This window comes from Streptomyces sp. NPDC043996 (assembly GCF_056435225.1).
Map to the genome: position 1 here is coordinate 29863 of NZ_JBWKEY010000027.1, position 24100 is coordinate 53962.

At 72.8% G+C, this 24100-nt stretch carries 18 protein-coding genes and 2 pseudogenes; 5 read left to right on the top strand and 15 right to left on the bottom strand.

The features are described from left to right. Nucleotides 1–7: 7 nt before the first annotated feature. Both recX and recA read right to left on the bottom strand, forming a co-directional pair. Complete coding sequence (recX, locus tag AC07A4_RS41170) at nt 8–727, bottom strand: recombination regulator RecX (protein ID WP_478609696.1); 720 nt, start codon at nt 725–727, stop codon at nt 8–10. 3 nt (nt 728–730) lie between these two features. Continuing rightward, nucleotides 731–1855: a recombinase RecA gene (gene recA, locus AC07A4_RS41175; protein ID WP_478609698.1), complete on the bottom strand. Its 1125-nt coding sequence runs from the start codon at nt 1853–1855 to the stop codon at nt 731–733. A gap of 490 nt (nt 1856–2345) precedes the next feature. Between recA and AC07A4_RS41180 the strand changes: the two are divergent. Next, a pseudogene (locus tag AC07A4_RS41180) lies at nt 2346–2994 on the top strand (FAD-dependent monooxygenase); the annotation flags it as partial. Between the two features lie 126 nt (nt 2995–3120). On the opposite strand, the gene AC07A4_RS41185 reads toward AC07A4_RS41180, so the two are convergent. Continuing rightward, the gene (locus tag AC07A4_RS41185; protein ID WP_478609701.1) at nt 3121–4356 is read right to left on the bottom strand and encodes an AI-2E family transporter; all 1236 of its coding nucleotides are present in this window, start codon (nt 4354–4356) and stop codon (nt 3121–3123) included. Between the two features lie 105 nt (nt 4357–4461). Beyond that, entirely contained in the window at nt 4462–4656 is a 195-nt protein-coding gene (locus tag AC07A4_RS41190) for a DUF3046 domain-containing protein (RefSeq protein WP_478609704.1), read from the bottom strand. A gap of 79 nt (nt 4657–4735) precedes the next feature. Here AC07A4_RS41190 and AC07A4_RS41195 point away from each other — a divergent pair, with 79 nt between their 5' ends. Continuing rightward, entirely contained in the window at nt 4736–5683 is a 948-nt protein-coding gene (locus AC07A4_RS41195) for a hypothetical protein (protein WP_478609707.1), read from the top strand. 93 nt (nt 5684–5776) lie between these two features. On the opposite strand, the gene AC07A4_RS41200 is transcribed toward AC07A4_RS41195, so the two are convergent. From AC07A4_RS41200 to AC07A4_RS41210, 3 genes and pseudogenes are all read right to left on the bottom strand, one after another. Further along, complete coding sequence (locus AC07A4_RS41200) at nt 5777–6085, bottom strand: AzlD domain-containing protein (protein ID WP_478609710.1); 309 nt, start codon at nt 6083–6085, stop codon at nt 5777–5779. Next, complete coding sequence (locus AC07A4_RS41205) at nt 6082–6891, bottom strand: AzlC family ABC transporter permease (RefSeq protein ID WP_478609756.1); 810 nt, start codon at nt 6889–6891, stop codon at nt 6082–6084. Before AC07A4_RS41205 ends, AC07A4_RS41200 begins: the two co-directional genes overlap by 4 nt. Nucleotides 6892–7031: 140 nt before the next feature. Beyond that, nucleotides 7032–7781: pseudogene (locus AC07A4_RS41210) on the bottom strand (AraC family transcriptional regulator); the annotation flags it as partial. A 128-nt stretch (nt 7782–7909) separates the two neighbouring features. On the opposite strand from AC07A4_RS41210, the gene AC07A4_RS41215 reads away from it, so the two are divergent. The 3 genes from AC07A4_RS41215 to AC07A4_RS41225 all read left to right on the top strand — a co-directional run bounded on the left by AC07A4_RS41215 (nt 7910) and on the right by AC07A4_RS41225 (nt 14397). Next, nucleotides 7910–12565 (top strand): ATP-dependent helicase, encoded by a 4656-nt coding sequence (locus AC07A4_RS41215; RefSeq protein WP_478609713.1) that lies wholly within the window; start codon nt 7910–7912, stop codon nt 12563–12565. A gap of 183 nt (nt 12566–12748) precedes the next feature. Further along, complete coding sequence (locus tag AC07A4_RS41220; RefSeq protein ID WP_478609716.1) at nt 12749–13588, top strand: Fpg/Nei family DNA glycosylase; 840 nt, start codon at nt 12749–12751, stop codon at nt 13586–13588. Between the two features lie 32 nt (nt 13589–13620). Continuing rightward, the gene (locus AC07A4_RS41225) at nt 13621–14397 is read left to right on the top strand and encodes an SDR family NAD(P)-dependent oxidoreductase (protein WP_478609718.1); all 777 of its coding nucleotides are present in this window, start codon (nt 13621–13623) and stop codon (nt 14395–14397) included. Nucleotides 14398–14830: 433 nt separating this feature from the next. On the opposite strand, the gene AC07A4_RS41230 is transcribed toward AC07A4_RS41225, so the two are convergent. From AC07A4_RS41230 to AC07A4_RS41265, 8 genes are all read right to left on the bottom strand, one after another. Continuing rightward, entirely contained in the window at nt 14831–15301 is a 471-nt protein-coding gene (locus AC07A4_RS41230) for a Dps family protein (RefSeq protein ID WP_478609721.1), read from the bottom strand. Between the two features lie 278 nt (nt 15302–15579). Further along, on the bottom strand, nt 15580–15954 hold the full coding sequence (locus AC07A4_RS41235) for a helix-turn-helix domain-containing protein (protein ID WP_030688912.1): 375 nt from the start codon (nt 15952–15954) through the stop codon (nt 15580–15582). A gap of 109 nt (nt 15955–16063) precedes the next feature. Then, nucleotides 16064–16630 (bottom strand): CinA family protein, encoded by a 567-nt coding sequence (locus tag AC07A4_RS41240; RefSeq protein WP_478609724.1) that lies wholly within the window; start codon nt 16628–16630, stop codon nt 16064–16066. After that, complete coding sequence (pgsA, locus tag AC07A4_RS41245; RefSeq protein ID WP_478609727.1) at nt 16627–17334, bottom strand: CDP-diacylglycerol--glycerol-3-phosphate 3-phosphatidyltransferase; 708 nt, start codon at nt 17332–17334, stop codon at nt 16627–16629. Before pgsA ends, AC07A4_RS41240 begins: the two co-directional genes overlap by 4 nt. Beyond that, a complete protein-coding gene (gene rimO, locus AC07A4_RS41250) occupies nt 17331–18830 on the bottom strand; it encodes a 30S ribosomal protein S12 methylthiotransferase RimO (protein WP_478609729.1) in 1500 nt (499 codons plus the stop codon). Before rimO ends, pgsA begins: the two co-directional genes overlap by 4 nt. An 83-nt stretch (nt 18831–18913) precedes the next feature. Beyond that, entirely contained in the window at nt 18914–19795 is an 882-nt protein-coding gene (locus AC07A4_RS41255; protein WP_478609732.1) for a helix-turn-helix domain-containing protein, read from the bottom strand. Between the two features lie 290 nt (nt 19796–20085). Further along, nucleotides 20086–22881, bottom strand: a complete 2796-nt coding sequence (locus AC07A4_RS41260) for a DNA translocase FtsK (protein ID WP_478609735.1) — start codon at nt 22879–22881, stop codon at nt 20086–20088. 274 nt (nt 22882–23155) lie between these two features. Then, nucleotides 23156–23839 carry a response regulator gene (locus AC07A4_RS41265; RefSeq protein WP_478609737.1) on the bottom strand — a complete coding sequence of 228 codons (684 nt, stop codon included), beginning with the start codon at nt 23837–23839 and terminating at the stop codon, nt 23156–23158. Nucleotides 23840–24100 lie beyond the last annotated feature (261 nt).

Genomic DNA, 24100 nt, shown 5'->3' on the forward strand with positions numbered 1-24100 from the left:
CCGCCGCTCAGAACCCCTCGTACCCCAGGTCCTCCGTGTCCTCCCCCTCCGCTTCCAGTGCCTCGCGCACCACGCGGAGGGCCATGCCCTCCGGATAGCCCTTGCGGGCGAGCATGCCCGCGAGGCGCCGCAGCCTCTTGTCGCGGTCGAGGCCCCGGGTGGCGCGCAGCTTGCGGGCGACGAGCTCGCGAGCGGTGGCTTCCTCCTGCTCCGCGTCGAGCTGGCCGACGGCCTCGTCGATCAGTGCCGTGTCCACGCCCTTGGTGCGCAGCTCCCGGGCGAGGGCCCGGCGGGCGAGGCCCCGGCCGTGGTGCCGGGACTCCACCCAGGCGTCCGCGAAGGCCTCGTCGTTGATCAGGCCGACCTCTTCGAAGCGGGACAGCACGCTCTCCGCCACGTCGTCGGGGATGTCCCGCTTGCGCAGGGCGTCGGCCAGCTGCTTGCGCGTGCGGGGCGTCCCGGTGAGCAGGCGCAGGCAGATCGCCCGCGCCCGCTCAGCCGGGTCACCCGTCGGCGGCTCCCCGTCCTCGGCCCTCGACGAGGGCGGGAAGCCGCTGTCCTGATGGCCGCCGGGGCCGCCGCGCCGACGACGACGGCCTCCCCGGCCCTGCCGGTCGCCGCTCCACGGGCCGCCCCCGTCGGCACCCGTGGCGCCCGGCCCGCTGTCGTCCCCGTGGCCGCGCCCCGTGGGTTCCGGGGGGTCAGCCCAGTCCGTACGTCGCGTCACGGCCTAGCTCTTGGCCGCCGCGGCCTTGGACTTGGTGGCCTTGACCGCGGGGGCGGGCACCGTCTTGGCGGCGTCCTCCGTCGGGGCCGCGCCCGCGGTGTCCGCGCCGGACTCGGCCGCCGGGGGCTCCGGCCGGACACCGACGCCCAGCTTCTCCTTGATCTTCTTCTCGATCTCGTTGGCGAGGTCGGGGTTGTCCTTCAGGAAGTTGCGGGCGTTCTCCTTGCCCTGGCCGAGCTGGTCGCCCTCGTACGTGTACCAGGCGCCGGCCTTGCGGACGAAGCCGTGCTCCACGCCCATGTCGATCAGGCCGCCCTCGCGGCTGATGCCCTGGCCGTAGAGGATGTCGAACTCGGCCTGCTTGAAGGGCGGCGCGACCTTGTTCTTGACGACCTTGACGCGGGTGCGGTTGCCCACCGCGTCCGTGCCGTCCTTCAGGGTCTCGATGCGGCGGATGTCCATGCGCACCGAGGCGTAGAACTTCAGCGCGCGACCACCAGTCGTCGTCTCCGGGGAGCCGAACATCACACCGATCTTCTCGCGCAGCTGGTTGATGAAGATCGCCGTCGTCTTCGACTGGTTGAGCGCGCTGGTGATCTTCCGCAGGGCCTGGCTCATCAGACGGGCCTGCAGACCCACGTGCGAGTCGCCCATCTCGCCCTCGATCTCGGCGCGGGGCACCAGGGCCGCCACGGAGTCGATGACGATGAGGTCGAGGGCGCCGGAGCGGACCAGCATGTCGACGATCTCGAGCGCCTGCTCGCCGTTGTCCGGCTGGGACAGGATGAGGTTGTCGATGTCGACGCCGAGCTTCTTCGCGTACTCGGGGTCGAGGGCGTGCTCCGCGTCCACGAAGGCGACGGCGCCGCCGGCCTTCTGCGCGTTGGCCACGGCGTGCAGCGTGAGGGTCGTCTTACCGGAGGACTCCGGGCCGTAGATCTCCACCACGCGGCCGCGCGGGATGCCGCCGACGCCGAGCGCGACGTCGAGCGCGGTCGAGCCGGTGGAGATGACCTCGATGGGCTCCTGGGACCGCTCGCCCATGCGCATGACAGCGCCCTTGCCGAATTGCCGTTCAATCTGTGCGAGCGCGGCGTCGAGCGCCTTCTCGCGGTCGGTTCCTGCCATGGGTTCCACCCGGTTTGCTTGAGTCGATCGCTTCACGTCAAAGACGCTAACGCCTGCCACTGACAATGCGCCCCGACGCCCGCCCGGCCTGTGGATAACTCAAGGCGCTCGGCCCGCCGCCAGCCACCGGCGCGCCCGGGAATCCCCCCGTGAATCCCCGGTACAACGCCGCCAGGACCCCCATAAGAATGGATGTTCGATTTTACTGTCAAGCGCACCACGCTGAGCTCGGCCGACGTGTGTGACGGAGCCCAGCCGACGTGTGTGACCGAGCTCGGCCGACGCGCATGACTGGCGGCCGACCCGGCCCTAGAGGGCTCGAGTCGGCCCGTCTGAGCGTCGATGAGCGTCGGATTCGGCCCGACGGGGGCTGTCGGCGCGGCGTCGATGGCAGTTCGGGGCTGTCGGTCCGGTGTCGGCGGGGGCTGGCACCTTTCGAGAGGTCCCGCCGGGTGTCCGACCCTGCTAGGGGTTCGGAAGGGGATCTCTGGTGCATGACGTGGTGATCGTGGGCGGCGGGGCGGCCCGATCGGTCTGTTCCTTGCCTGTGAGCTCGGCCTCGCGGGCTGCTCTGTCCTGGTGCTCGAGCGGGAGCCGGAGCCCGGCTCCCGGTTACGGAGGGACCCGCTCGGACCGCGGGGCCTGTTCGCCACGTCGGTCGAGGCGTTCTCCCGTCGCGGGATGCTGGACCCGCTCCTGACGGCATCGGGCGTGCACGACGCTCCCGGGGCGGACCTCGACGTGGACGAGCCTCGTGGCGTGGGCCACTTCGCGGGCATGGTGCTCGATCCGGCCCGGGTGGACGTCGCCGCCCTGCCCTACCGGCTACACCATGTACGCCACTGCCGTCGATCCCGAGAAGCTAAGCCCTGGGATCAACCTGACGCCGACGGGCATGTACGTCCAGATGCCCACGGCAGGGCACATCGCCATGATGGACTTCGACAGCGGCGCGTTCGACCACTCGCGGCGACCGGCCCGTGACCATCTCCAGGCGGTTCCGCGCCGCGTGTCCGGCACCGACGTCACACTGAGCGACGACCTACCGGCGGGGCCGCGTCCTGCTCGCGGGCGACGCCGCGCACATCCACTCGCCCCTTGGCGGGCAGCGACTCAACACCGGCATCGGCGACGCCATGTTCGCCGAGCTCACCGCGACGACCGAGCCGGAGCGCTGGTCCACGGACGGCGTGCGCCCCACTCCGGCCGGTCACGCCGCGCTCGCTGCGGCCTGGCCGCGCCTCGTCGCGTGACGGGAGCGGCCTTCAGCTGTCACGGCCCGGCGACGTCAGCGCGCGCCGCAGCCGGGCGAGCAGTGGTGCGCTGTCGCTGCGGCGGCGGTGTCCATGCACCCGCGGGTCGTCCGTGACGTCGTACCGCTTCACGTACGCCCCCAGGAAGGCCTGCAGCGTCGCCACGGCCGGGATGGCGATCAGCGCGCCGACCGCCCCGAGCAGGGCCGTGCCCGCGATGACCGACCCGAAGGCGACGGCCGGGTGGATGTCCACGCTCTTGGCGGTGAGCTTGGGCTGGAGCACGTAGTTCTCGAACTGCTGGTAGATCACCACGAAGCCCAGCACCCAGAGCGCGTACCAGGGGTCTACGGTGAAGGCGATCAGCATGGGCAGGGCGCCCGCCAGATACGTGCCGATCGTCGGGATGAACTGGGAGACCAGGCCCACCCACACCGCGAGGACCGGGGCGTAGGGCACTTCGAGGATCTGCAGCACGATGTAGTGCGCGATCCCGGAGATCAGCGCCATCAGGCCGCGCGAGTAGAGGTAGCCGCCGGTCTTGTTGACCGCGATCTCCCAGGCGCGCAGCACCTCGGCCTGCTTGGCGGGCGGCAGGACGGAGCACAGCGCGCGCCGCAGCCGCGGGCCGTCGGCGGCGAAGTAGAACGAGAACAGCAGGATCGTCAGGAGCTGGAAGAGGCCGCCGAGGACCTGCGTGGAGATGTCCAGGACACCGCTCGCGCTGTTCTGGACGTACTTCTGCAGCCAGTCGGAGTGGATCAGGCTGTCCTGGACCTCGACGCGGGACAGGTCCGTGTCGAACGTCTGGTTGATCCAGTTGATGACCTTGTCGAGGTAGTCCGGGAAGTCCTCGACCATGTCGACGATCTGGCCCGCGAGCATCGAGCCCAGCATCGTGACGAAGCCCGCGCTCGCGATGATCACGCCGAGGAAGACGATGCCCGTGGCCAGGCCCCTGCGCAGTCCGCGCGCCGCCATCCAGCTCACCGCGGGCTCGACGGCGAGGGCCAGGAAGAACGCGATCAGGATGTTGATCAGCAGTCCGGTCAGCTGGTGGAACGCCCAGCTGCCGAGCTGGAAACAGGCGACGAGCGCGAGGGCGAGCACCATGGCCCGCGGCAGCCAGCGCGGCATGCCCGCGCCGCGCCCCTGCTCGGCCCCCTCAGGGGGCTGGGCGGGCGGTGTCGTGCCGGGCGGGGTCGCCGCCTCGGAGGTGATCTGTGCGGAGTCGTCTCTGGGTGCCACCGTGCCAGTCTCGCCCACCCCGATGGCATTCGGCCGTCGCCCCCGTGTCTTCGCGGTGCTACGCGCGCGTGGAGCCCCGGTGCCGTCCGGCGCCACCCCTGTGGATCAACGCTTTTCGGCCGGTACGTTCACAGCGGCGCACACGGCCCGCCAGACGTCCTTCGCCTCCCAGCCCGCGTCCAGTGCCTCGTGCACCGTGCGCCCGCCGAGCTCGGACATCACGTGGTCACGTGCGAAGGAGTCGGCGTAGCCCGCACCGAAGTGGGCCGCCATCCGCTGCCAGAAGACCGTCAACCGCATGCGTCCAGTATCGCGCCCCTGAGAGTGCAGCCGGGCACAGAGGGCTTGTCGGCGGCGCATTCCGCCCTACCGTCGGAGCATGGCCGAAAACGGAGCGTCCTCGCATGCCGCGTCCTCCCCACTCGCGCGCGCCGAGCAGTTCGTCTGGCTCACCGCGCGCGTCCTCGAACAGCGACGATTCGCGTATCACTTCCTGGCCGGCGCGGACAGCGGCGACGGCGCCGACGCGGTCGAGACAGCGCTGGCCGCGTACGGCAACGCGGACGGCGGGTACGGCCACGCGCTCGAACCCGATCTGCGCGGCCCCGTCAGCCAGCCGCTGCACACCGGTCACGCGCTGCGGGTCCTGGACTCCATCGGGCGCTGCGGCGGGCTGCGGGTGGAGCGCGTGTGCCGCTATCTGACGTCGGTGTCGACGTCCGACGGCGCCCTGCCCGCGATCCATCCCAGCCAGCGCGGCTACCCGGTGGCGCCGTTCGTCCCCGTGGTGGACGACCCGCCCAGCGAGCTGCTCGCCACCGGTCCGGTCGTGGGTCTGCTGCACCGCAACGAGGTCTGGCACGCCTGGCTGTTCCGGGCCACCGACTTCTGCTGGCAGGCCGTCGAGTCACTGGAGAAGTCGCATCCGTACGAGATCCAGGCAGCGGTCGCCTTCCTTGATGGCGCGCCGGACCGCCCGCGCGCGGAGGCGGCGGCCGACCGGCTCGGCCGTCTCGTGCGCGAGCAGCGCCTCGTGGCCCTGGAGCCGGAGCGGGCCGAGGCCTACCCGGTGTCTCCTGGGTACGCGCCGGGCGAGCACCACTTCGCGCACGACTTCGCGAAGAGCCCTGACTCGCTGGCCCGCGCGTGGTTCACGGACGAGGAGATGGCGCGCTCCTTGGACTTCCTCGTGAACGACCAGCAAGAAGACGGAGGTTGGCCGATCCGGTGGCGTCAGTGGGCCCCGGGGACGGCCCTGGAGTGGCGGCCGATCGTGACAATCGACGCCCTGCGCACGCTCCGGGCCCATGGGCGGCCGGTCAGCTGAAGCGCTTCTCCTGGGGTGACGGTCTGACCGTCGCCCCAGGAGGCGCGACCGTCACCCCAGGAGAGCCCCCGTGAGGGTCCGTCCAGGCGCGGTTCATCCCGCCAGGGCCCGTACCCCCGCCGTGACGACGACAGCCGCGGCGATGACGACGAGGAACGGCGCGCGCAGCAGCAGCGCCACGGCGGCCGCCGCGAGCCCCGCGGCCTTGGCGTCGAGGATCAGGGCGCGGCCGTCGGCGAAGGCCTGCTGGGCCGTGAGAGCGGCCAGGAGCGCGACGGGCAGCAGGGCGGCCGTGCGCTTGACCAGGGGCCTCTCCAAGGCGCCCGCGGGCACCAGCAGGCCCGCGAGCTTGACGGCGTAGCAGCCGACGGCCGTCACGGCGATGGCGATCCAGATGTTCAACGGTCGCTCCTTCGCGCGCGGAGGCCTGCTCCGTAGAGGACGATCGGCACGGCCAGCGCGGCCACCAGGACCGGCACTCCGGCGGGCAGCACGGGCAGCAGTCCAAGCCCTAGGAGTACGGCGATGGCGGCGACCGCGCGCTCCTTGGCGGTACGCGCCATCGGTGCCAGCAGGGCGAGGAAGACGGCCGGTCCCGCGGCGTCGAGGCCCCAGGTGTCGGTGTCCCCGATCGCCTCGGCGCCCAGCGCGCCCGCGAGGGTGGTGAGGTTCCACAGGACGTAGAGGCTGAGCCCGGTGACGGTGAAGCCGACCCGGGCGCCGCGACGCCCCGACTGCGCGAGGGACACGGCCGCCGTCTCGTCGATCACCCAGTGGGCAGCGAAGGGCCGCACCGCGCGCGGGAGGGCGAGCAGCTGGGAGAGCCGCAGCCCGTAGAACGCGTTGCGCACGCCCAGGAAGAACGCGCCCGCCGCCGCGGTGAACGGGCTCCCGCCCCCGGCGAGCGCGCTCACCAGGGCGAACTGTGAGGCGCCGGTGAACACCAGGAGGCTCAGCGCGCAGGCCTGGAGCACGGTGAGGCCGCTGCCGGCCGCGGTCACGCCGAAGGCGAACCCGGAGAGGCCGACGGCGACTCCGACGCCGAGGGCGTCACGGACGACGGCGGAGTCCGCCCGGCCCGCGCCCGGGGTTCCGTCGGCCGTCGTGACGGCTCCGGGGCCCGTCGCGCGCCGTTCCGGGGCGCCTCGCCGCTGTTGCCCGGCGTCGGCGGCCGGTCGCGGTTCACCGACCGCACAGGGGGTGCGTATGTCTGCGGATGTCGTTCGCTCTGCCACGCCGGGGACGCTACGAGGAACGGGGCGCGACGGTCTTGTACGTTCTTGCGCTCCCGTTGGTACGCGCCCGGCGGCACCCCGACGATGCGGGCGAAGTGGCGGTTGAGGTGGGGCTGGTCGGTGAAACCGACGGCGACGGCGGCCTCGGCGGGCGTCGTCCCGGTGTCCAGGAGGTGGCGGGCACGGCGCACGCGCGCGTCGGTCAGCCAAGCGTGCGGCGGCATGCCGTACGCGTCGCGGAAGGCGCGCAGCAGCGCGAAGGGTCCGACTCCGAGGTCGGCGGCGAGCCGCTCCAGGCTCGGCGGGTCGACGAGGTCCCGCTCCAGCACGGCACGCGCGCGTGCCGCCGTGCGCTCGCCCGCCGACCGCACGGTGCGCTCCGGCAGACGGCCGCCGTTCAACCGCAGCACCCGGGTCACGGCCACCCTCAGGAAGGTGTCGGCGGCGAGCGCGTTGCCCTCCTCCGCGGCGTGCAGCACCTGGTGCACGAGATGCACGGCATAGGCGTCGTCGAGCACCGGCTGGAGGAAACCGGGGGTGCCGCGCAGCGTCGTCGTCTCGGCGGCGATGGCCGCGACCACCTCGGGCGCGGGGTACACGGCTCCGTACCGCCAGCCCTCGGGCCCGCCGCCCCGGCCGGTGTGCGGGGTGTCGGGATTGATGAGGGCGATGGTGCCGGGGCCCGCGTGCCGGTCGGCACCGGTGTGGTGGAAGACGTCGACGCCTTCGGTGACCGCGGCCATCACGAAGTGCTCATGGGTGTGCCGGACGAAGGTCTTGCGCAGGTAGCGGGCCCGCAGCAGGTCGACGCCGGGCAGCTCGGCATACGTCCAGTGCCGTGCCCGCTCCGCCGAACCTGCCATACCGCCATTCTGCGCCGCCCACGGAAACGATCTTCCCGGCGGCCCCCGCTGGCCTTCCCCCGCCCTCACCTCACCCGCCGTTCGCGCAGGTCGGGGCCATTGTCAGTGGTGGGGTGCACGATGGATCCATGGTCAGGTCCGCAGACAGCGCCGACGCCCTCGACGGGTTCTCCCCCGCGACCCGCGGCTGGTTCACGGGTGCCTTCTCCGCGCCCACGTCCGCGCAGGCCGGAGCGTGGCGGGCGATCGGGGAGGGCTCGGACGTGCTGGTGGTCGCGCCGACCGGCTCCGGCAAGACGCTGGCCGCGTTCCTCGCCGCCCTGGACCAGCTGGCCTCGGCACCGCCCCCGGCCGACCCGAAGAAGCGCTGCCGGGTGCTGTACGTCTCGCCGCTGAAGGCCCTCGCCGTCGACGTGGAGCGGAATCTGCGCAGCCCGCTCACGGGCATCCGGCAGGAGTCCGTGCGCCTCGGGCTGCCCGAGCCCGAGGTGCGGGTCGGCATCCGCTCCGGAGACACCCCCGCGGCGGAGCGCCGCGCCCTGGCGACGCGCCCGCCCGACATCCTGATCACCACCCCCGAATCGCTCTTCCTGATGCTCACCTCCGCCACGCGGGACGCGCTGACGGGCATCGAGACGGTGATCGTGGACGAGGTGCACGCCGTCGCGGGGACGAAGCGCGGCGCACACCTCGCGCTGTCCCTGGAGCGGCTCGACGCCCTTCTGAAGCGCCCCGCGCGCCGCATCGGCCTGTCCGCCACGGTGCGCCCGGTGGACGAGGTCGCGCGGTATCTGTCACCCCAGCGCAGGGTCGAGGTCGTCCAGCCCGAGTCCGGCAAGGAATTCGACCTCTCCGTGGTCGTCCCCGTCGAGGACCTGGGCGAGCTGGGCGGCTCCCCGGTGGCGGACTCCGGCGAGGGCGCGGAGCGCCCGTCCATCTGGCCGCACGTCGAGGAGCGCATCGCCGACCTCGTCCAGGCCCATCGCTCGACGATCGTCTTCGCCAACTCCCGCCGCCTGGCCGAGCGCCTGTGCAACCGGCTCAACGAGATCGCCTACGAGCGCGCGACCGGCGAGCCGCTCCCGGAGGACCACAGCCCCGCGGAGCTGATGGCGGAGTCCGGCGCCGCCAAGGGCGCACCCCCGGTCCTGGCCCGCGCGCACCACGGATCGGTGTCCAAGGAGAAGCGGGCCCAGGTCGAGGAGGACCTGAAGGCGGGCCGGCTGCCCGCGGTGGTCGCCACGTCCAGCCTGGAGCTGGGCATCGACATGGGCGCCGTCGACCTGGTGGTGCAGGTCGAGTCGCCGCCGTCCGTGGCGTCCGGGCTGCAGCGGGTGGGCCGCGCCGGTCACCAGGTGGGGGCGGTCTCCACGGGAGTCGTCTTCCCCAAGTACCGAGGAGACCTGGTCCAGGCGGCCGTCGTCACGGAGCGGATGCGGCAGGGAGCCATCGAATCGCTGCGCGTCCCGGCGAACCCGCTCGACGTGCTGGCGCAGCAGCTCGTCGCGATGGTGGCCCTGGACACCTGGCAGGCGGATGACCTCCTGGAGATGGTGCGGCGCGCGGCGCCCTTCAGCGCCCTGCCCGAGTCGGCGTTCACGTCCGTCCTGGACATGCTCGCCGGGCGCTATCCGTCCGACGCGTTCGCGGAGCTGCGCCCGCGCGTGGTGTGGGACCGCGTGGCGGGCACCGTCACGGGCCGCCCCGGCGCGCAGCGCCTCGCGGTCACCTCCGGGGGCACGATTCCCGACCGGGGCCTGTTCGGCGTCTTCCTCGCGGGCGCCGACCCGAAGAAGGGCGGAGGCCGCGTCGGGGAGCTCGACGAGGAGATGGTCTACGAATCGCGCGTGGGCGACGTCTTCACGCTCGGCACCAGCTCCTGGCGGATCGAGGACATCACGCGCGACCGCGTGCTCGTCTCCCCCGCCCCCGGCGTCCCCGGGCGGCTGCCGTTCTGGAAGGGCGACCAGCTGGGCCGCCCGCTCGAACTGGGGCGCGCGCTCGGCGCGTTCCTGCGCGAGGTGGGCTCGCTCTCGCGGGACGACGCCCGCGGCCGCCTCGAGGCCGCGGGCCTGGACACCTGGGCCGCGGACAACGTCCTGACGTACCTGGCCGAACAGCGCGAGGCCTGCGGCCACGTGCCGGACGACCGCACGATCGTGGTCGAGCGCTTCCGGGACGAGCTGGGCGACTGGCGGGTGGTCGTGCACTCCCCGTTCGGGGCGCAGGTCCACGCCCCCTGGGCCCTGGCCCTCGGTGCCCGCCTCACCGAGAAGTACGGCATGGACGCCCAGGTGATGCACGCCGACGACGGCATCGTGCTGCGCCTGCCGGACGCCGACCTGATGGGCCTCGACCTGCTCGACCAGGAGCCCGTCGACCTGACCGCGGACGCGTCCTTCGACCCGGAGCGGGCGCCCGTCGGCGCGGCCGACGTGACCTTCGACAAGGGCGAGGTCGCGCAGGTCGTCACCGACCAGGTGGGCGGATCGGCCCTGTTCGCCGCGCGCTTTCGCGAGTGCGCCGCCCGCGCGCTGCTGCTGCCGCGCCGCAGCCCGGGCAAGCGCACGCCCCTGTGGCAGCAGCGCCAGCGGGCCGCCCAGCTCCTGGAGGTGACCAGCGAGTTCGGCTCCTTCCCGATCATCCTGGAAGCGGTCAGGGAGTGCCTCCAGGACGTCTTCGACGTGCCGGGCCTCACGGAGCTGATGGGCGACATCGAGTCGCGCCGCGTCCGCCTCGTGGAGGTCACCACCCCCGAGCCGTCCCCCTTCGCCCGCTCCCTGCTGTTCGGGTACGTGGCGCAGTTCCTGTACGAGGGCGACTCCCCCCTCGCCGAGCGCCGCGCCGCCGCCCTGTCGCTGGACTCCCGCCTCCTGGCGGAGCTCCTCGGCCAGGCGGAGCTGCGCGAGCTGCTCGACGCGGAGGTCCTCACCGAGCTGGAGCGCGAGCTGCAGTGGAGCACGGAGGACCGCCGCGCCAAGGACGCCGAGGGCGTCGCTGACCTGCTGCGCCTGCTCGGTCCGCTCACGGACGCCGAGCTGGCCGAGCGCGGCGCCGAGAACTCCTGGGCCAGGGACCTCGCGGCGGCCCGCCGCGCCATCCGCGTGCGGATCGCCGGAGCCGACCACTGGGCGGCCATCGAGGACGCGGGCCGCCTGCGCGACGCCCTGGGGACGGCACTGCCTGTCGGTGTCCCGGAGGCGTTCACCGAGCCCGTCAAGGATCCCTTGGGTGACCTCCTCGCGCGCTACGCCCGCACCCACGGCCCCTTCACGTCCGCCGCGGCCGCGGCCCGCTTCGGTCTCGGCGCCGCCGTCACGGAGGGCGCGCTGCAACGCCTAGCGGCGAACGGCCGTGTCGTACAAGGCGAGTTCCACCCGGCGGGCATCGGCCAGGAGTGGTGTGACGCGACGGTCCTGCGCCGGCTGCGCCGCCGCTCCCTCGCCGCGCTCCGCCAGGAGCTGGAGCCGGTGCCCCCGGCCGCGCTGGCCCAGTTCCTGCCGCAGTGGCAGCACCTGAGCGGGCACGGGCTGCGGGGCGTCGACGGCCTCGTCCGCGCCATCGAGCAGCTGCAAGGCGCGTCCGTGCCCGCGTCGGCCCTCGAAAGGCTCGTCCTGCCCTCCCGGGTGACGGGATACGTCCCGGCGATGCTCGACGAGCTCACCGCGGCCGGGGAAGTGGTGTGGGCCGGGGCGGGCGCCCTGCCGGGCAAGGACGGCTGGGTCTCGCTCTATCTGGCCGACGCGGCTCCGCTGCTCCTGCCGCCCGCGCACCCCCTGGAGCTCACCGCGCTCCACCAGTCCGTCCTGGACGCCCTTTCCGGGGGGTACGGCCTGTTCTTCCGCCAGATCGCCGACCAGGTCCGCGCCACCACGCACCCCGACGTCACCGACCCCCAACTGGCCGACGTGGTCTGGGACCTGGCCTGGTCGGGCCGCCTCACGAACGACACGCTCGCCCCCATGCGCTCCCTGCTGGGTTCGGGCCGCACGGCGGGTTCCACGGCCCACCGGGCGAAGCGCGCGATCCCGCGCGGGCGCTACGGCAGCCTGACCGCGGCCGCCCGCCCCGCCTCCCGCACCGGCCCGCCGACCGTCGCGGGCCGCTGGTCGCTGCTGCCCGCCCGGGAGCCCGACCCGACGCTGCGCGCCCACGCCCTGGCCCGCACCCTCCTGGACCGGCACGGCGTGGTGACCCGCGGCGCGGTCGCCGCCGAGGGCGTCGAGGGCGGCTTCGCGGCGACGTACCGCATCCTGTCGGCGTTCGAGGACAACGGCCAGGCACGGCGGGGGTACGTGGTGGAGGGGCTCGGCGCGGCACAGTTCGCGATGGACGGCTCCGTGGACCGGCTGCGCGCCGCGGCCGCCGCCCGCGAGCGCGCGGGCGCCACGCACTCCGCCGACGCCCAGGCGGTCGTCCTCGCGGCCGCCGACCCGGCGAACGCGTACGGGGCCGCGCTGCCCTGGCCCGACCCCCCGGCCGACGCGGGACACAAGCCCGGGCGCAAGGCGGGCTCCCTCGTCGTGCTCGTCGACGGCGAGCTGACGCTGTACATGGAGCGCGGCGGCAAAACCGTGCTGGCCTGGACGGCAGCCGAGCCGAGCCAGGACCTCCGCCTCCAGACGGCCGCGAACGCCCTGGTGACGGCGGCGAAGGCGGGGGCCCTGGGCACGGTCACCGTGGAGCGGATCAACGGCACTCCGGCCCTCACATCGCCGCTTTCCCCCCTCCTGGAGTACGCAGGGTTCCACGCCACACCCCGGGGGCTGCGCCTGCGCGCGTAACCACACCCGGCCGCCGCCCCCACCGGCACCGGCACCGGCCCTCAACAACCGCCGGCCAGCCTGAGCCGGAAGGCCGCACAGCAGCCCAGCCCCCAGCAGCCCACCAGCCCAGCCACCCAGCCACAACACCAAACGACCGGAGATCGGAGCCCCCCACAGCCCCAGAAAGGCCACCCTGGACCCATGCCCGAAGGAGACACCGTCCACCAGACGGCCCGCCGCCTGCACCAGGCCCTGGCCGGTCACGTCCTGACACGGTCCGACCTGCGCGTCCCCAAGCTCGCCACAGCCGACCTCTCCGGTCGCACCGTCCTGGACGTCACCCCGCGCGGCAAACACCTCCTCACCCGCGTCGAAGGCGGCCTCACGCTCCACTCCCACCTGCGCATGGACGGCTCCTGGCAGGTGTACGCCCCGCACGAACGCTGGCGCGGCGGCCCGGCCCACCAGATCCGGGCCGTCCTCGCGACGGCCGACCACACCGCCGTCGGCTACCGCCTGCCCGTGCTCGAACTGCTCCGCACCGCCGACGAGCAGCGCGCCGTCGGCCACCTCGGCCCCGACCTCCTGGGCCCCGACTGGGACCCTGGCCAGGCGCTGCGCAACCTCCTCGCCACCCCGGAGCGCCCCCTCGGCGAGGCCCTCCTCGACCAGCGCAACCTCGCGGGCATCGGCAACATCTACAAGAGCGAGCTGTGCTTCCTGCTCGGCGTCACCCCCTGGCTGCCCGTCGGCGAACTGCCCGCCGCGACCGCGGAGCGCCTGCCCGCCCTCGCGAAGAAGCTCCTGGAGGCCAACCGCGACCGCCCGGCGCGCACGACCACAGGCGCGGCCCGCCCCGGCCAGCGCCTCTTCGTCTACGGCCGCACGCCACGCCCCTGCCTGCGCTGCGGCACCCCCGTGCGCACGGCGGACCAAGGCGACGGCACCCGCCAGCGCCCGACGTACTGGTGCCCGGCCTGCCAGCAGGGCCCGGCCCCCCAAGGCGGACAGGCGTTCCCGAAGCCTCACCCCACCAGTTGACGACCCGTCAGAAACTCTTCTACGGTCCGCACATGCCCATCCAGGCGTACGACCTCACCGGCCGCACCGCGTTCGTCACCGGAGCCGCCAGCGGCATCGGCCGGGCCAGTGCCGTGCTGCTCGCGGAGGCGGGGGCCACGGTCCACTGCGCCGACCTGGACGAGCAGGGGCTGCACGAGACGACCGCGCTCATCAAGGCGGCGGGCGGCACCGCGCACCCGCACCCCCTGGACGTCCGCGACCGGGCACAGGTGCAGCAGGCGGTGACCGAAGCGGCCACGGCCACGGGCCGCCTGGACGTCCTCGCGGCGATCGCCGGGATCATGCACAGCGGCACGGTCCTGGAGACCCGGGAAGAGGACCTCGACCGGGTCCTGGCGGTGAACGTCAAAGGTGTCCTGTACGCGTGCCAGGCGGCGGCCCGCGTCATGATCGCGGCAGGCACGGGCGGCAGCATCGTCACCATGGCGTCGGGTGCCGTGGACACCGGCGGGCCCGGCCTGCTCTGCTACGGCGTCTCCAAGGCCGCGGTCGTCCAGCTGACGAGGACGCTGGCCACGGAGGTCGGCCCGCACGGCATCCGCGTCAACGCCGTGGCCCCGGGCTGGATCCGTACGCCGATGACGGGCCACCACGACGCGGCGGCCGGGACCCGCACCGAGGACCTCATGGCCCGGCGGTCGCCGCTCGGCAGGGTCGGCGTGCCGGAGGACGTCGCGCACACCGTGCTGTATCTGGCGTCGGACGCGGCCGCGTTCACGACCGGCCAGATCCTCCGCCCCAACGGCGGCGTCGCGATGCCCTGGTGACACGCCCCGCGCCGGCGCGCCCCGGCGACGAGCGCCGCCACCGCGCCACCCCGGCCGCCCGCTCCTTGGGCACGCAGTGCACCGGCAGCAGGCTCAGCCCCCACCCTCCGGCGGCGACAGAGCCCTCCAGGGCCCCCGCGTCGGGCAGCAGCGCGAGCCGCAGCACGGCCCACCACCACAGCGCGGCGAGACCCACGGCCCACGGCCACCGCCGCATGCGCCCTGCCACCGTTGCCACCTTCCGCCTTTCGGCGCTGACGCGCCTCGTCCTCAAACGCCGGACGGGCTGAAACTCTCGCCGCGACCGGCAGGTGTTAGCCCGTCCGGCGTTTGAGGACGAGGCCGAAGGCCGATCAAGGGGGGCCCAGGGGGCAAGCCCCCTGGTTTCGGGAAGGGGCGGGGTCGGGGAGGCCCCCGGCAAGGCGCACCCCCGCTACCCGTTCTCCGCCTGGAACATCCAGTGATGCTTCTCCAGGTCAGCCGTGATCCCGATGAAGATGTCCTGGCTCACGGGGTCCGCCTCCCCGGTGCCGTTCACCCGCTGCCGCATCCGCGTGATCACCGCCCCGAGGGCGTCCACGAGCGTTCCCACCGCGTCCGAGTCCTTGACCCAGCCGTCGGGGACCGCGCTGATGCCGCTGGTGGCCGCCACGGTGGCCGCGCGCCCGTCGGGCGGGACGCCGAGCGTCGAGGCCCGCTCCGCGACCGTGTCGGAGTGCAGCCGCGCCGTGTCGACGACCTCGTCCAACTGGAGGTGGACCGAGCGGAAGCGCGGTCCGACCACGTTCCAGTGGATCTGCTTGGCGACGAGCGACAGGTCGACGAGGTCCACGAGCGCCCCTTGCAGGGCTTCGGCCACGGTCTTGAGGTCGTCATCGGGCAGTGGGCTCTTCACGACGTTCATCGGCCACCTCCGGGTGCGGAAGTCGTTCGGATGCGTGGAGTCGCGGGTACCCGTGCCCCCCGGCACGAAACCCTCATCAACCATCGCGCACCCACCCCATTGCGGCCACTTCGGGCGCCCCGACCACCGGCCCGCGACCACCACAGCCCCGCTGCCCCAAGACAAGAGCTAGCCCTCAGCCCTCAGCGCCCAGCCCCAGCCCCAGCCCCAGCCCCAAAACAGCGAAGGCCCCGGCCGACAACCCGGCCGGGGCCCTCCTCACGCGTGGTCGCCCAGCGTCACGCGGCGACGACGTCGACCGCTTCCGCGGGCGCCTTGATCGTCACCCGTTCCGGTGGCACACCGGTCACCGAGACGGAATTGAGCATCGGGCGGACCGGTGCGCGCACCGGTTCCGTGGCCGCTGCCGACTCGGCCAGCTCGGCGAGCGAAAGCTCGTCGCTCACTTCTCTCATGAGCTCGGACATCCGTACGTCAAGCGCGTCGCAGATCGCGGAAAGCAGCTCGGAGGAAGCCTCCTTCTGCCCCCGCTCCACCTCGGAGAGATAGCCGAGTGAGACTCGGGCGGACGAGGAGACTTCGCGCAGAGTACGGCCCTGGCGCTGGCGCTGCCGACGCAGCACGTCACCCAGCAGGCGACGGAGCAGAATCATCGGTGGCTCCCTCCTCGGACCGCGTAGCCGCATCCTTCACGCCCCACCGTACCGCCTCGCGCGGCGGCCGTGCGGGGAGCGATGTCGTGTTCACTCAGGGCTGCAAACATCAAGTCCCCCCGTTCTGTTCCGTATCCTGTGCCCGCCCATTCCTGGCCCGTTCGCCGACGAGCTGCTCAAGAAGCAGGCTTAGCACGCTCCGGACGCTCTCCATACGGATTTCCGTACGGTTTCCGTTCAACCGCAGCGCGGCCACTTTCCCCTCACAGCGAAGTGGGGAACCTTCCTCCGATGGCCCGGAAACGGCCACGAACACCGTCCCCACCGGCTGACCGTCCTGGCTCCCGGGCCCCGCGACACCCGTCGTCGCCACGCCCCAGTCCGCCCCGAGCAGCCGCCGTACACCGGCCGCCATCTGCAGCGCGACCTCGGCGTCCACGGCCCCGCGGGCGGCCAGGAGGTCTCCGTCGACCCCCAGGACCTCCCGCTTGACGTCCGTCGCGTACGCCGTCACGGACCCGCGGAAGACCCGTGAGGCCCCCGGCACGGCCGTCGTCTCGGCGGCCACCAGGCCCCCGGTGAGCGACTCGGCGGCCGCCAGGGTCTCCCCGCGCTCCCCGAGCAGCCGAAGCACCTCGGCGGCGGCCGCGGCCGCGGCGGACCCGGCGGACGTCACTTGGCCGTCTCCTCGGCCGCCCCCGGCTCCCGTGCCCCGGCGGCCTCGGCCGCGGCCTCCGCCTTGCCCTGGCGCCGCAGCACGACGGCCTGTTTCACATAGTCGAGCCCGGTCACGACGGTCAGGACGACGGCCACCGCCATCACCCAGAACCGCAGGGTGGCCAGCGGCCCGGTGAGCGCCAGGACGTACATCCCGACGGCCGTGCCCTGGGCCAGCGTCTTCATCTTGCCGCCGCGGCTGGCCGGGATGACGCCGTAACGGATCACCCAGAACCGCAGCAGTGTGATCCCGAGCTCACGGCCCAGGATCACCACGGTCACCCACCACGGCAGGTCGCCGAGCCAGGACAGACAGATCAGGGCGGCCCCCATGATCGCCTTGTCGGCAATCGGGTCGGCGATCTTGCCGAAGTCCGTGACCAGGTTGTACGTGCGCGCCAGATGCCCGTCGAAGAGGTCCGTGATCATGGCGACGGCGAAGGCGGCCCAGGCGAACGAGCGCCAGGCCGGGTCGTAGCCGCCGTTGCCGAGCAGCAGCATCACGAAGCCGGGCACGAGCAGCAGCCGGATCATGGTCAGCAGGTTGGCGACGTTCCACAGACTGGCCTGGTCCATCGCCGCGGCGCCCAGCTTGCCGCCGCGCACCGGCTTCGCGCCGGGCGCGCCGGAGCCGCCCGCCGCGGACGCCGGGACCTGCGTCATCTGCCCGTCCCTTCCCCGGTGCCCTGGAGTCGGTCGGAGGTCTCGAGGACCTCGCACTGCTCAGCCACCAGATCCACGCCCTCCGTGCCGACGACCTTTGCCACGACCATACGGCCGATCTCCAGGCCGTCCCCAGGCGTGGCGTCCGCGAAACGGATCTGGCCGTCGGTCTCCGGCGCCTGGTGCGCGGCCCGCCCCAGCGCGCCCTCGTCCTCGTCGACGGCCTCGATCAGGACCTCGATCCGCTCGCCGACGCGCTCCTCGGCACGCTGCGAGGTCAGCTGCTCGGCGAGGCGCGAGATCCGCGCGAGCCGCTCGTCGACGACGTCCTGGGCCAGCTTGTGCTCGTACGTCGCCGCCTCGGTGCCCTCCTCGTCGGAGTAGCCGAAGACACCGATGGCGTCCAGGCGGGCGCCCGTCAGGAAGCGCTCAAGCTCGGCCACGTCGGCCTCGGTCTCGCCGGGGAAGCCCACGATGAAGTTGGAGCGCACGCCCGCGTGCGGCGCCTTGCCCCGGATCGTGTCGAGCAGCTCCAGGAAGCGGTCGGTGTCGCCGAAGCGCCGCATGGCCCGCAGCACACCGGGCGCGGAGTGCTGGAAGGACAGGTCGAAGTACGGGGCGACCTTCTCCGTGGACGTCAGGACGTCGATCAGGCCGGGGCGCATCTCGGCGGGCTGGAGGTAGCTGACCCGCACCCGCTCGATGCCGTCGACGGCCGCCAGCTCGGGCAGCAGCGTCTCCAGGAGGCGGATGTCACCGAGGTCCTTGCCGTACGAGGTGTTGTTCTCGGAGACCAGCATGACCTCCTTGACGCCCTGCTCGGCGAGCCAGCGCGTCTCCCCCAGGACGTCGGAGGGGCGGCGCGAGATGAACGAGCCGCGGAAGGACGGGATGGCGCAGAACGAGCATCTGCGGTCGCAGCCGGAGGCCAGCTTCACGGAGGCGACCGGGCTCCCGCCCAGGCGGCGGCGCAGCGGCGCGCGCGGCCCGGAGGCGGGCGCGACGCCGTCCGGCAGGTCGACCGGGGCGTGCCCAGGAAGCGCGACCTCCGCCCCGGCGTCCTGCCGCTCGGCCGGGCTGATCGGCAGCAGCTTGCGGCGGTCGCGCGGGGTGTGGGCCTCGACACTGCCGCCGCCCAGGATGACCTGGAGGCGGTTGGAGATGTCGGCGTAGTCGTCGAAGCCGAGCACGCCGTCGGCTTCGGGCAGCGCGTCGGCGAGCTCCTTGCCGTAGCGCTCGGCCATGCAGCCGACGGCCACGACGGCCTGGGTGCGGCCGTGACCCTTCAGATCATTGGCTTCCAGAAGGGCGTCGACGGAGTCCTTCTTGGCGGCTTCGACGAAGCCACAGGTGTTGACGACGGCGACGTCAGCGTCCTCAGCGTCCTCGACGAGGGCCCAGCCGTCCGCCTCCAAGCGGCCTGCGAGCTCCTCCGAGTCCACCTCGTTGCGGGCGCAGCCAAGCGTGACAAGGGCGACGGTGCGGCGTTCGGGCATGGTCTCAAGACTACTTCGTCCATGCGTCGGCGCCCGCCGCCAGGGTTCCTGGTGCTCGCGACGGGCGCTCGGAAGAGGGCGGGTCAGCCGACCTCAGGGTCACCCTTCGTGTACGTGAGGCGCTCCACCTGGCCCGGCTCGAACTCGTTCTCGACCGGCTTGCCGTTCACGAAGAGACGGATCGCACCGGCGTCCCCGAGGACGAGGTAGATCTTCTTCTTGTCCTGGAAGGTCTTGGAGTCGCCCTGCTTGAGCAGCCCGTCGAAGAGCAGCTGGCCGTTGTGGTCCTTGGCCGAGATCCAGCTGCGGCCGTCGGCGGCGTCCACCTTGACGGTGACCTTGTCCCGGGGGACCCCGGCGATGGCGCTGTCCGACGGGTCCGGCTTGGGGTCGGCGGGCTTGGAGGGGCTGGGCTTGGGGGCGGGCTTGCTGGTGGTGGGCGTGGTGCCCTCGGCCACCTGCTGGGAGCCGTCGCCGCCGTCGCCGCTGAAGGCCGTGTACGCCACGAAGCCGATCACGGCGACGATCGCGGCGACCATGGCCGCGGTCCAGTTCGGCCGCCGCGGTTCGGAGCGGATCCGCTCGGCCTCGAACAGGGGTGCGGCCGGGGTGGGGGCCGGGGGCCGCCCGCCGTGCCCCTCGTCGTACTGGGCGAGGAGGGGGGCCGGGTCGATGTGGACGGCGCGGGCGATCGTACGGATGTGCCCGCGGGCGTACACGTCGCCGCCGCAGCGGGAGAAGTCGTCCTGCTCGATCGCGTGCACGATCGGAATGCGCACCCGGGTGGACGAGCTGACTTCGTCGACCGTCAGCCCCGCGTCGATGCGCGCCTGTCGCAGGACGCGGCCGATCGGGGGACGTTCCGCCGCGGGACGCTCCTGAGCGGGGGCGTCCGCCGCGGGGCGGTCGTCTGCGTGGCGGTCGTCTGAAGGGCGGTCGTCTTCAGGGGAGTTGCCGATGGACACGGGTGCGCCTTTCGAGCGTGTAGCCACCTGCCGGACATTCAGTCTAGGGGGGCTGAGAAAGGGTGGGGCAACCGGGCGGACGGACTTTGTACGCCATCAGAATGGCCGGACATCCTGATGGTGGGACATGGTGCTGCTCTTCCCTCAACTTGACGTACGCCGATGGGAAACGGTTGCCCGCGTTCCCGTACGGGTGAGCGCGGCCCCCTGGCGGGCCGACCGGGGCCCGCTCGCGGCGCACCCGGCAGTCGCCCGAGGTCAGACCCCCCGCACCGGGGTCACCGAGGCTCTTAGAGAGCCTCCCCCCGAAGGACGGCGAGCACTCCGTCCAGCTCATCGGGTTTCACGAGAACGTCACGTGCCTTGGAGCCCTCGCTCGGGCCGACGATGTTGCGCGACTCCATGAGGTCCATCAGCCGCCCGGCCTTGGCGAAGCCGACGCGGAGCTTGCGCTGGAGCATCGAGGTGGATCCGAACTGGGTGGAGACGACCAGCTCGGCGGCCTGGCACAGCAGGTCGAGGTCGTCGCCGATGTCCTCGTCGATCTCCTTCTTCTGCTTGGTGCCGACGGTGACGTCGTCGCGGAAGACGGGCGCCATCTGGTCCTTGCAGTGCTGGACGACCGCCGCGACCTCGTCCTCGGTCACGAAGGCGCCCTGCATGCGGATCGGCTTGTTCGCGCCCATCGGCAGGAACAGGCCGTCGCCCTTGCCGATCAGCTTCTCGGCGCCGGGCTGGTCGAGGATGACGCGGCTGTCGGCGAGCGAGGACGTCGCGAAGGCGAGGCGGGAGGGGACGTTCGCCTTGATCAGACCGGTGACCACGTCCACGGAAGGACGCTGCGTGGCGAGCACCAGGTGGATGCCCGCCGCGCGCGCCAGCTGCGTGATGCGCACGATCGAGTCCTCGACGTCACGCGGCGCGACCATCATCAGGTCGGCGAGCTCGTCGACGATGACCAGCAGGTACGGGTACGGCCTCAGCTCGCGCTCGCTGCCCAGGGGGGCGCTGACCTTGCCCGCCTTCACGGCCTCGTTGAAGTCGTCGATGTGCCGGAAGCCGTACGCCGCGAGGTCGTCGTAGCGCAGGTCCATCTCCCGCACGACCCACTGGAGTGCCTCGGCGGCGCGCTTGGGGTTGGTGATGATCGGCGTGATCAGGTGCGGAATGCCCTCGTACGCGGTGAGCTCCACCCGCTTGGGGTCGACGAGGACCATGCGGACGTCCTCGGGCGTCGCTCTTATCATGATCGAAGTGATCAGGCAGTTGATGCAGGAGGACTTTCCGGAGCCGGTGGCTCCGGCGACCAGGATGTGCGGCATCTTGGCCATGTTGGCCATCACGTAGCCGCCCTCGACGTCCTTGCCGAGCGCGACCAGCATGGGGTGGTCGTCCTCCGCGGCGTCCGCGAGCCGCAGCACGTCGCCGACCTTGACCATCTCCCGGTCGGTGTTCGGGATCTCGATGCCGACCGCGGACTTGCCGGGGATCGGCGAGATGATCCGCACGTCCGGGGACGCGACGGCGTACGCGATGTTCTTGGCGAGGGCCGTGATCTTCTCGACCTTGACGGCCGGGCCCAGCTCGACCTCGTAGCGCGTGACCGTCGGGCCGCGCGTGAAGCCGGTGACGTCGGCGTCGACCTTGAACTCCGTGAAGACGTTCGTGAGCGACTCGACGACCGCGTCGTTCGCGGCGCTGCGGGCCTTGCCGGGGCCGCCGCGCTCCAGCAGGTCGAGCGACGGCAGCGAGTACGTGATGTCCCCGGACAGCTGGAGCTGCTCGGCCCGGGGCGGCAGGTCGCGCGGCACCTCCGGCGCGGCCTTCGTCAGGTCGGGGACGCCGGCGCGCGCGGGCTCCTCGGGCGCGGGGGCGCTCGCGGGCTGCCCCGCCTTGCCCGCCTTGCCCGTCCCGCGCGCGGGCGGCACGGGCGTGGACTGCTCGTGCTGCTCGGGGTCGGCGGAGACGCCCTGGGTGAGGTCGGCGACCAGCGGCGAGGGCGGCATGCCGTGCAGGACGGCGCCGTCGAGCGCGGCGGCCGCCGCCGCGGCCACGTCGACCGCGTCCAGGGGGCGATCGGGGTCGGGCTGCACGGACGCGCGGCGGGGCCTGCGGCGCTTGGACAGCGCCTCCTCCTCCGCCCGCTCCGGGGAGGGCGCCCCCGCGCCCCCGGCGGGCGCCCTGCGGCCCCGGGAGCGGGCGGGCAGGGCCTCGCGCCACTGCTCCTCGTACCGCTCGTCGTCGTCCGCGTACTCGGTGTATCCGGCGTGCTCGGCGAGTTCCTCGTCCGCGAGCGGGGCCTCGATCACGCCGAGGCGCACGCCGAGCGCGCGCAGGCGGCGCGGGATGGCGTTGACGGGGGTCGCCGTGACGACGAGCAGCCCGAAGACCGTCAGCAGGACCAGCATCGGTACGGCGAGGACCTCGCCCATGGCCTTGGTCAGGGGCGTGGACGCGCCCCAGCCGACGAGCCCGCCCGCGTCCCTTATGGCCTGCATGCCGTCCGTGCGCGGGGGCGACCCGCACGCGATGTGGACCTGGCCGAGCACGCCGAGGACCAGCGCGGACAGGCCGATGACGATGCGGCCGTTGGCGTCGATCTTCTCGGGGTGCCGGATGAGGCGCATGGCCATGCCCGCGAGCAGCAGCGGCACGAGCAGGTCGAGCCGTCCGAAGGCGCCGGTGACCAGTATCTCGACGAGGTCGCCGACGGGGCCGCGCAGATTCGACCAGGTGCCCGCGGCCACGATCAGGGCGAGGCCGAGGAGGAGCAGGGCGAGGCCGTCCTTGCGGTGCGCCGGGTCGAGGCCCTTGGCGCCACGGCCGACGCCGCGGAACATCGCGCCGACGGCGTGCGCGATGCCGAGCCAGATGGCGCGCACCACGCGGTAGAGGCCGTTGGTGGGGCTGGGCGCCGGCTTCGGGGCGGGCTTCTTGGGCGCCGCGGCCTTCTTGGCGGGCGCCTTCTTCGCCGGGGCCTTCTTGGCGGGCGCTTTCTTCGGTGCGGCCTTCTTCGCCGGAGCCTTGGTCGGCGCGGCCGCCTTCTTCGCGGGCGTCTTCTTGGCTGCGGACTGACGTGAGGCCATGGGTGTGAGGTTACCGGGGGAGGCGACGGTGGACACGTGTGCCTACTGCTTCACCCGTCTGTGTCGCCCGTGGGCGGGCGGCGAACTGACGAGGCTCCACAGGGGGCTGACGAAGGCTCACGGCCGGACGCCGGGAGCCATCGACGCATCGTACGGAATCATCGCCTCCACCGCCTGCGCGGCGCTTCCGGCGTCTGTGGCACCGCCACGGCTCGCGACACCGCCGGGCCCCGAGGCGAAAGACCCGGCCAGTGCCCCCGCGCGCGGGCCGCCGTCAGTTCTGCGAAGGCACCGAGGGCGCGCCGCTGCCCGTGCCCGGCTCCAGCGCGTCAAGAGCCCTGCGCAAACCGGTGAGTTTGCGTTCGAGATGGGCTGCTGTGGCGACGGCCGCCGCGTCGGCGGAGTCGTCGTCGAGCTGTTTGGACAGCGCCTCGGCCTGCTCCTCGACGGCGGCCAGGCGCGCGGACAGCTCGGCGAGAAGGCCCGCGGGCTCCTTGGTGTCCTGGGCCGCCGCCTTGCCGCCGCCCTCCAGTTGGAGGCGCAGCAGGGCCGCCTGCTCGCGCAGTTGGCAGTTCTTCATGTACAGCTCGACGAACACCGAGACCTTGGCGCGCAGCACCCAGGGGTCGAAGGGTTTGGAGATGTAGTCCACGGCACCGGCCGCGTATCCCCGGAAGGTGTGGTGCGGGCCGTGGTTGATGGCCGTGAGGAAGATGATCGGGATGTCCCGCGTCCGCTCGCGCCGCTTGATGTGCGCGGCGGTCTCGAAGCCGTCCATCCCCGGCATCTGGACGTCCAGCAGAATGACCGCGAAGTCGTCCGTCAGCAGCGCTTTGAGCGCTTCCTCCCCGGACGATGCCCGCACCAGCGTCTGATCGAGCGCAGAGAGGATGGCCTCCAGCGCCAGCAGATTCTCCGGCCGGTCATCGACCAGGAGGATCTTGGCCTTCTGCACCATGGCCCGCCCTCCTCGCCCCGGCGGTACACCGGGCGCCGCCCCAGGGGACGACTCCCTTGCGCCGTCCTTCCTTGTGCCGGTCATGGTAGCCGCACCCCGCCCGTCGCCACACCCTGTCACCGCGATGTCACTGTGCACGTAGCAGAAACGTAGTGGCGGACCAGAAGGTTCCCCGAATACCGCGGTTCTACACGGCGTCGGCCACACTCTGTCAGCAACTCCGTGTAGCGGTGCGGCGGCCCCGCACCGCTCCAGACGGCA

Excerpts from the sequence above, each read along its gene's own strand:
- recA (WP_478609698.1), bottom strand. The coding sequence starts at position 1,855 with ATGGCAGGAACCGACCGCGAGAAGGCGCTCGACGCCGCGCTCGCACAG.
- AC07A4_RS41190 (WP_478609704.1), bottom strand. The coding sequence starts at position 4,656 with ATGCGGTTGACGGTCTTCTGGCAGCGGATGGCGGCCCACTTCGGTGCG.
- AC07A4_RS41195 (WP_478609707.1), top strand. The coding sequence starts at position 4,736 with ATGGCCGAAAACGGAGCGTCCTCGCATGCCGCGTCCTCCCCACTCGCG.
- AC07A4_RS41215 (WP_478609713.1), top strand. The coding sequence starts at position 7,910 with ATGGTCAGGTCCGCAGACAGCGCCGACGCCCTCGACGGGTTCTCCCCC.
- AC07A4_RS41220 (WP_478609716.1), top strand. The coding sequence starts at position 12,749 with ATGCCCGAAGGAGACACCGTCCACCAGACGGCCCGCCGCCTGCACCAG.
- AC07A4_RS41225 (WP_478609718.1), top strand. The coding sequence starts at position 13,621 with ATGCCCATCCAGGCGTACGACCTCACCGGCCGCACCGCGTTCGTCACC.
- AC07A4_RS41230 (WP_478609721.1), bottom strand. The coding sequence starts at position 15,301 with ATGAACGTCGTGAAGAGCCCACTGCCCGATGACGACCTCAAGACCGTG.
- AC07A4_RS41235 (WP_030688912.1), bottom strand. The coding sequence starts at position 15,954 with ATGATTCTGCTCCGTCGCCTGCTGGGTGACGTGCTGCGTCGGCAGCGC.
- pgsA (WP_478609727.1), bottom strand. The coding sequence starts at position 17,334 with ATGACGCAGGTCCCGGCGTCCGCGGCGGGCGGCTCCGGCGCGCCCGGC.
- rimO (WP_478609729.1), bottom strand. The coding sequence starts at position 18,830 with ATGCCCGAACGCCGCACCGTCGCCCTTGTCACGCTTGGCTGCGCCCGC.
- AC07A4_RS41260 (WP_478609735.1), bottom strand. The coding sequence starts at position 22,881 with ATGGCCTCACGTCAGTCCGCAGCCAAGAAGACGCCCGCGAAGAAGGCG.
- AC07A4_RS41265 (WP_478609737.1), bottom strand. The coding sequence starts at position 23,839 with ATGGTGCAGAAGGCCAAGATCCTCCTGGTCGATGACCGGCCGGAGAAT.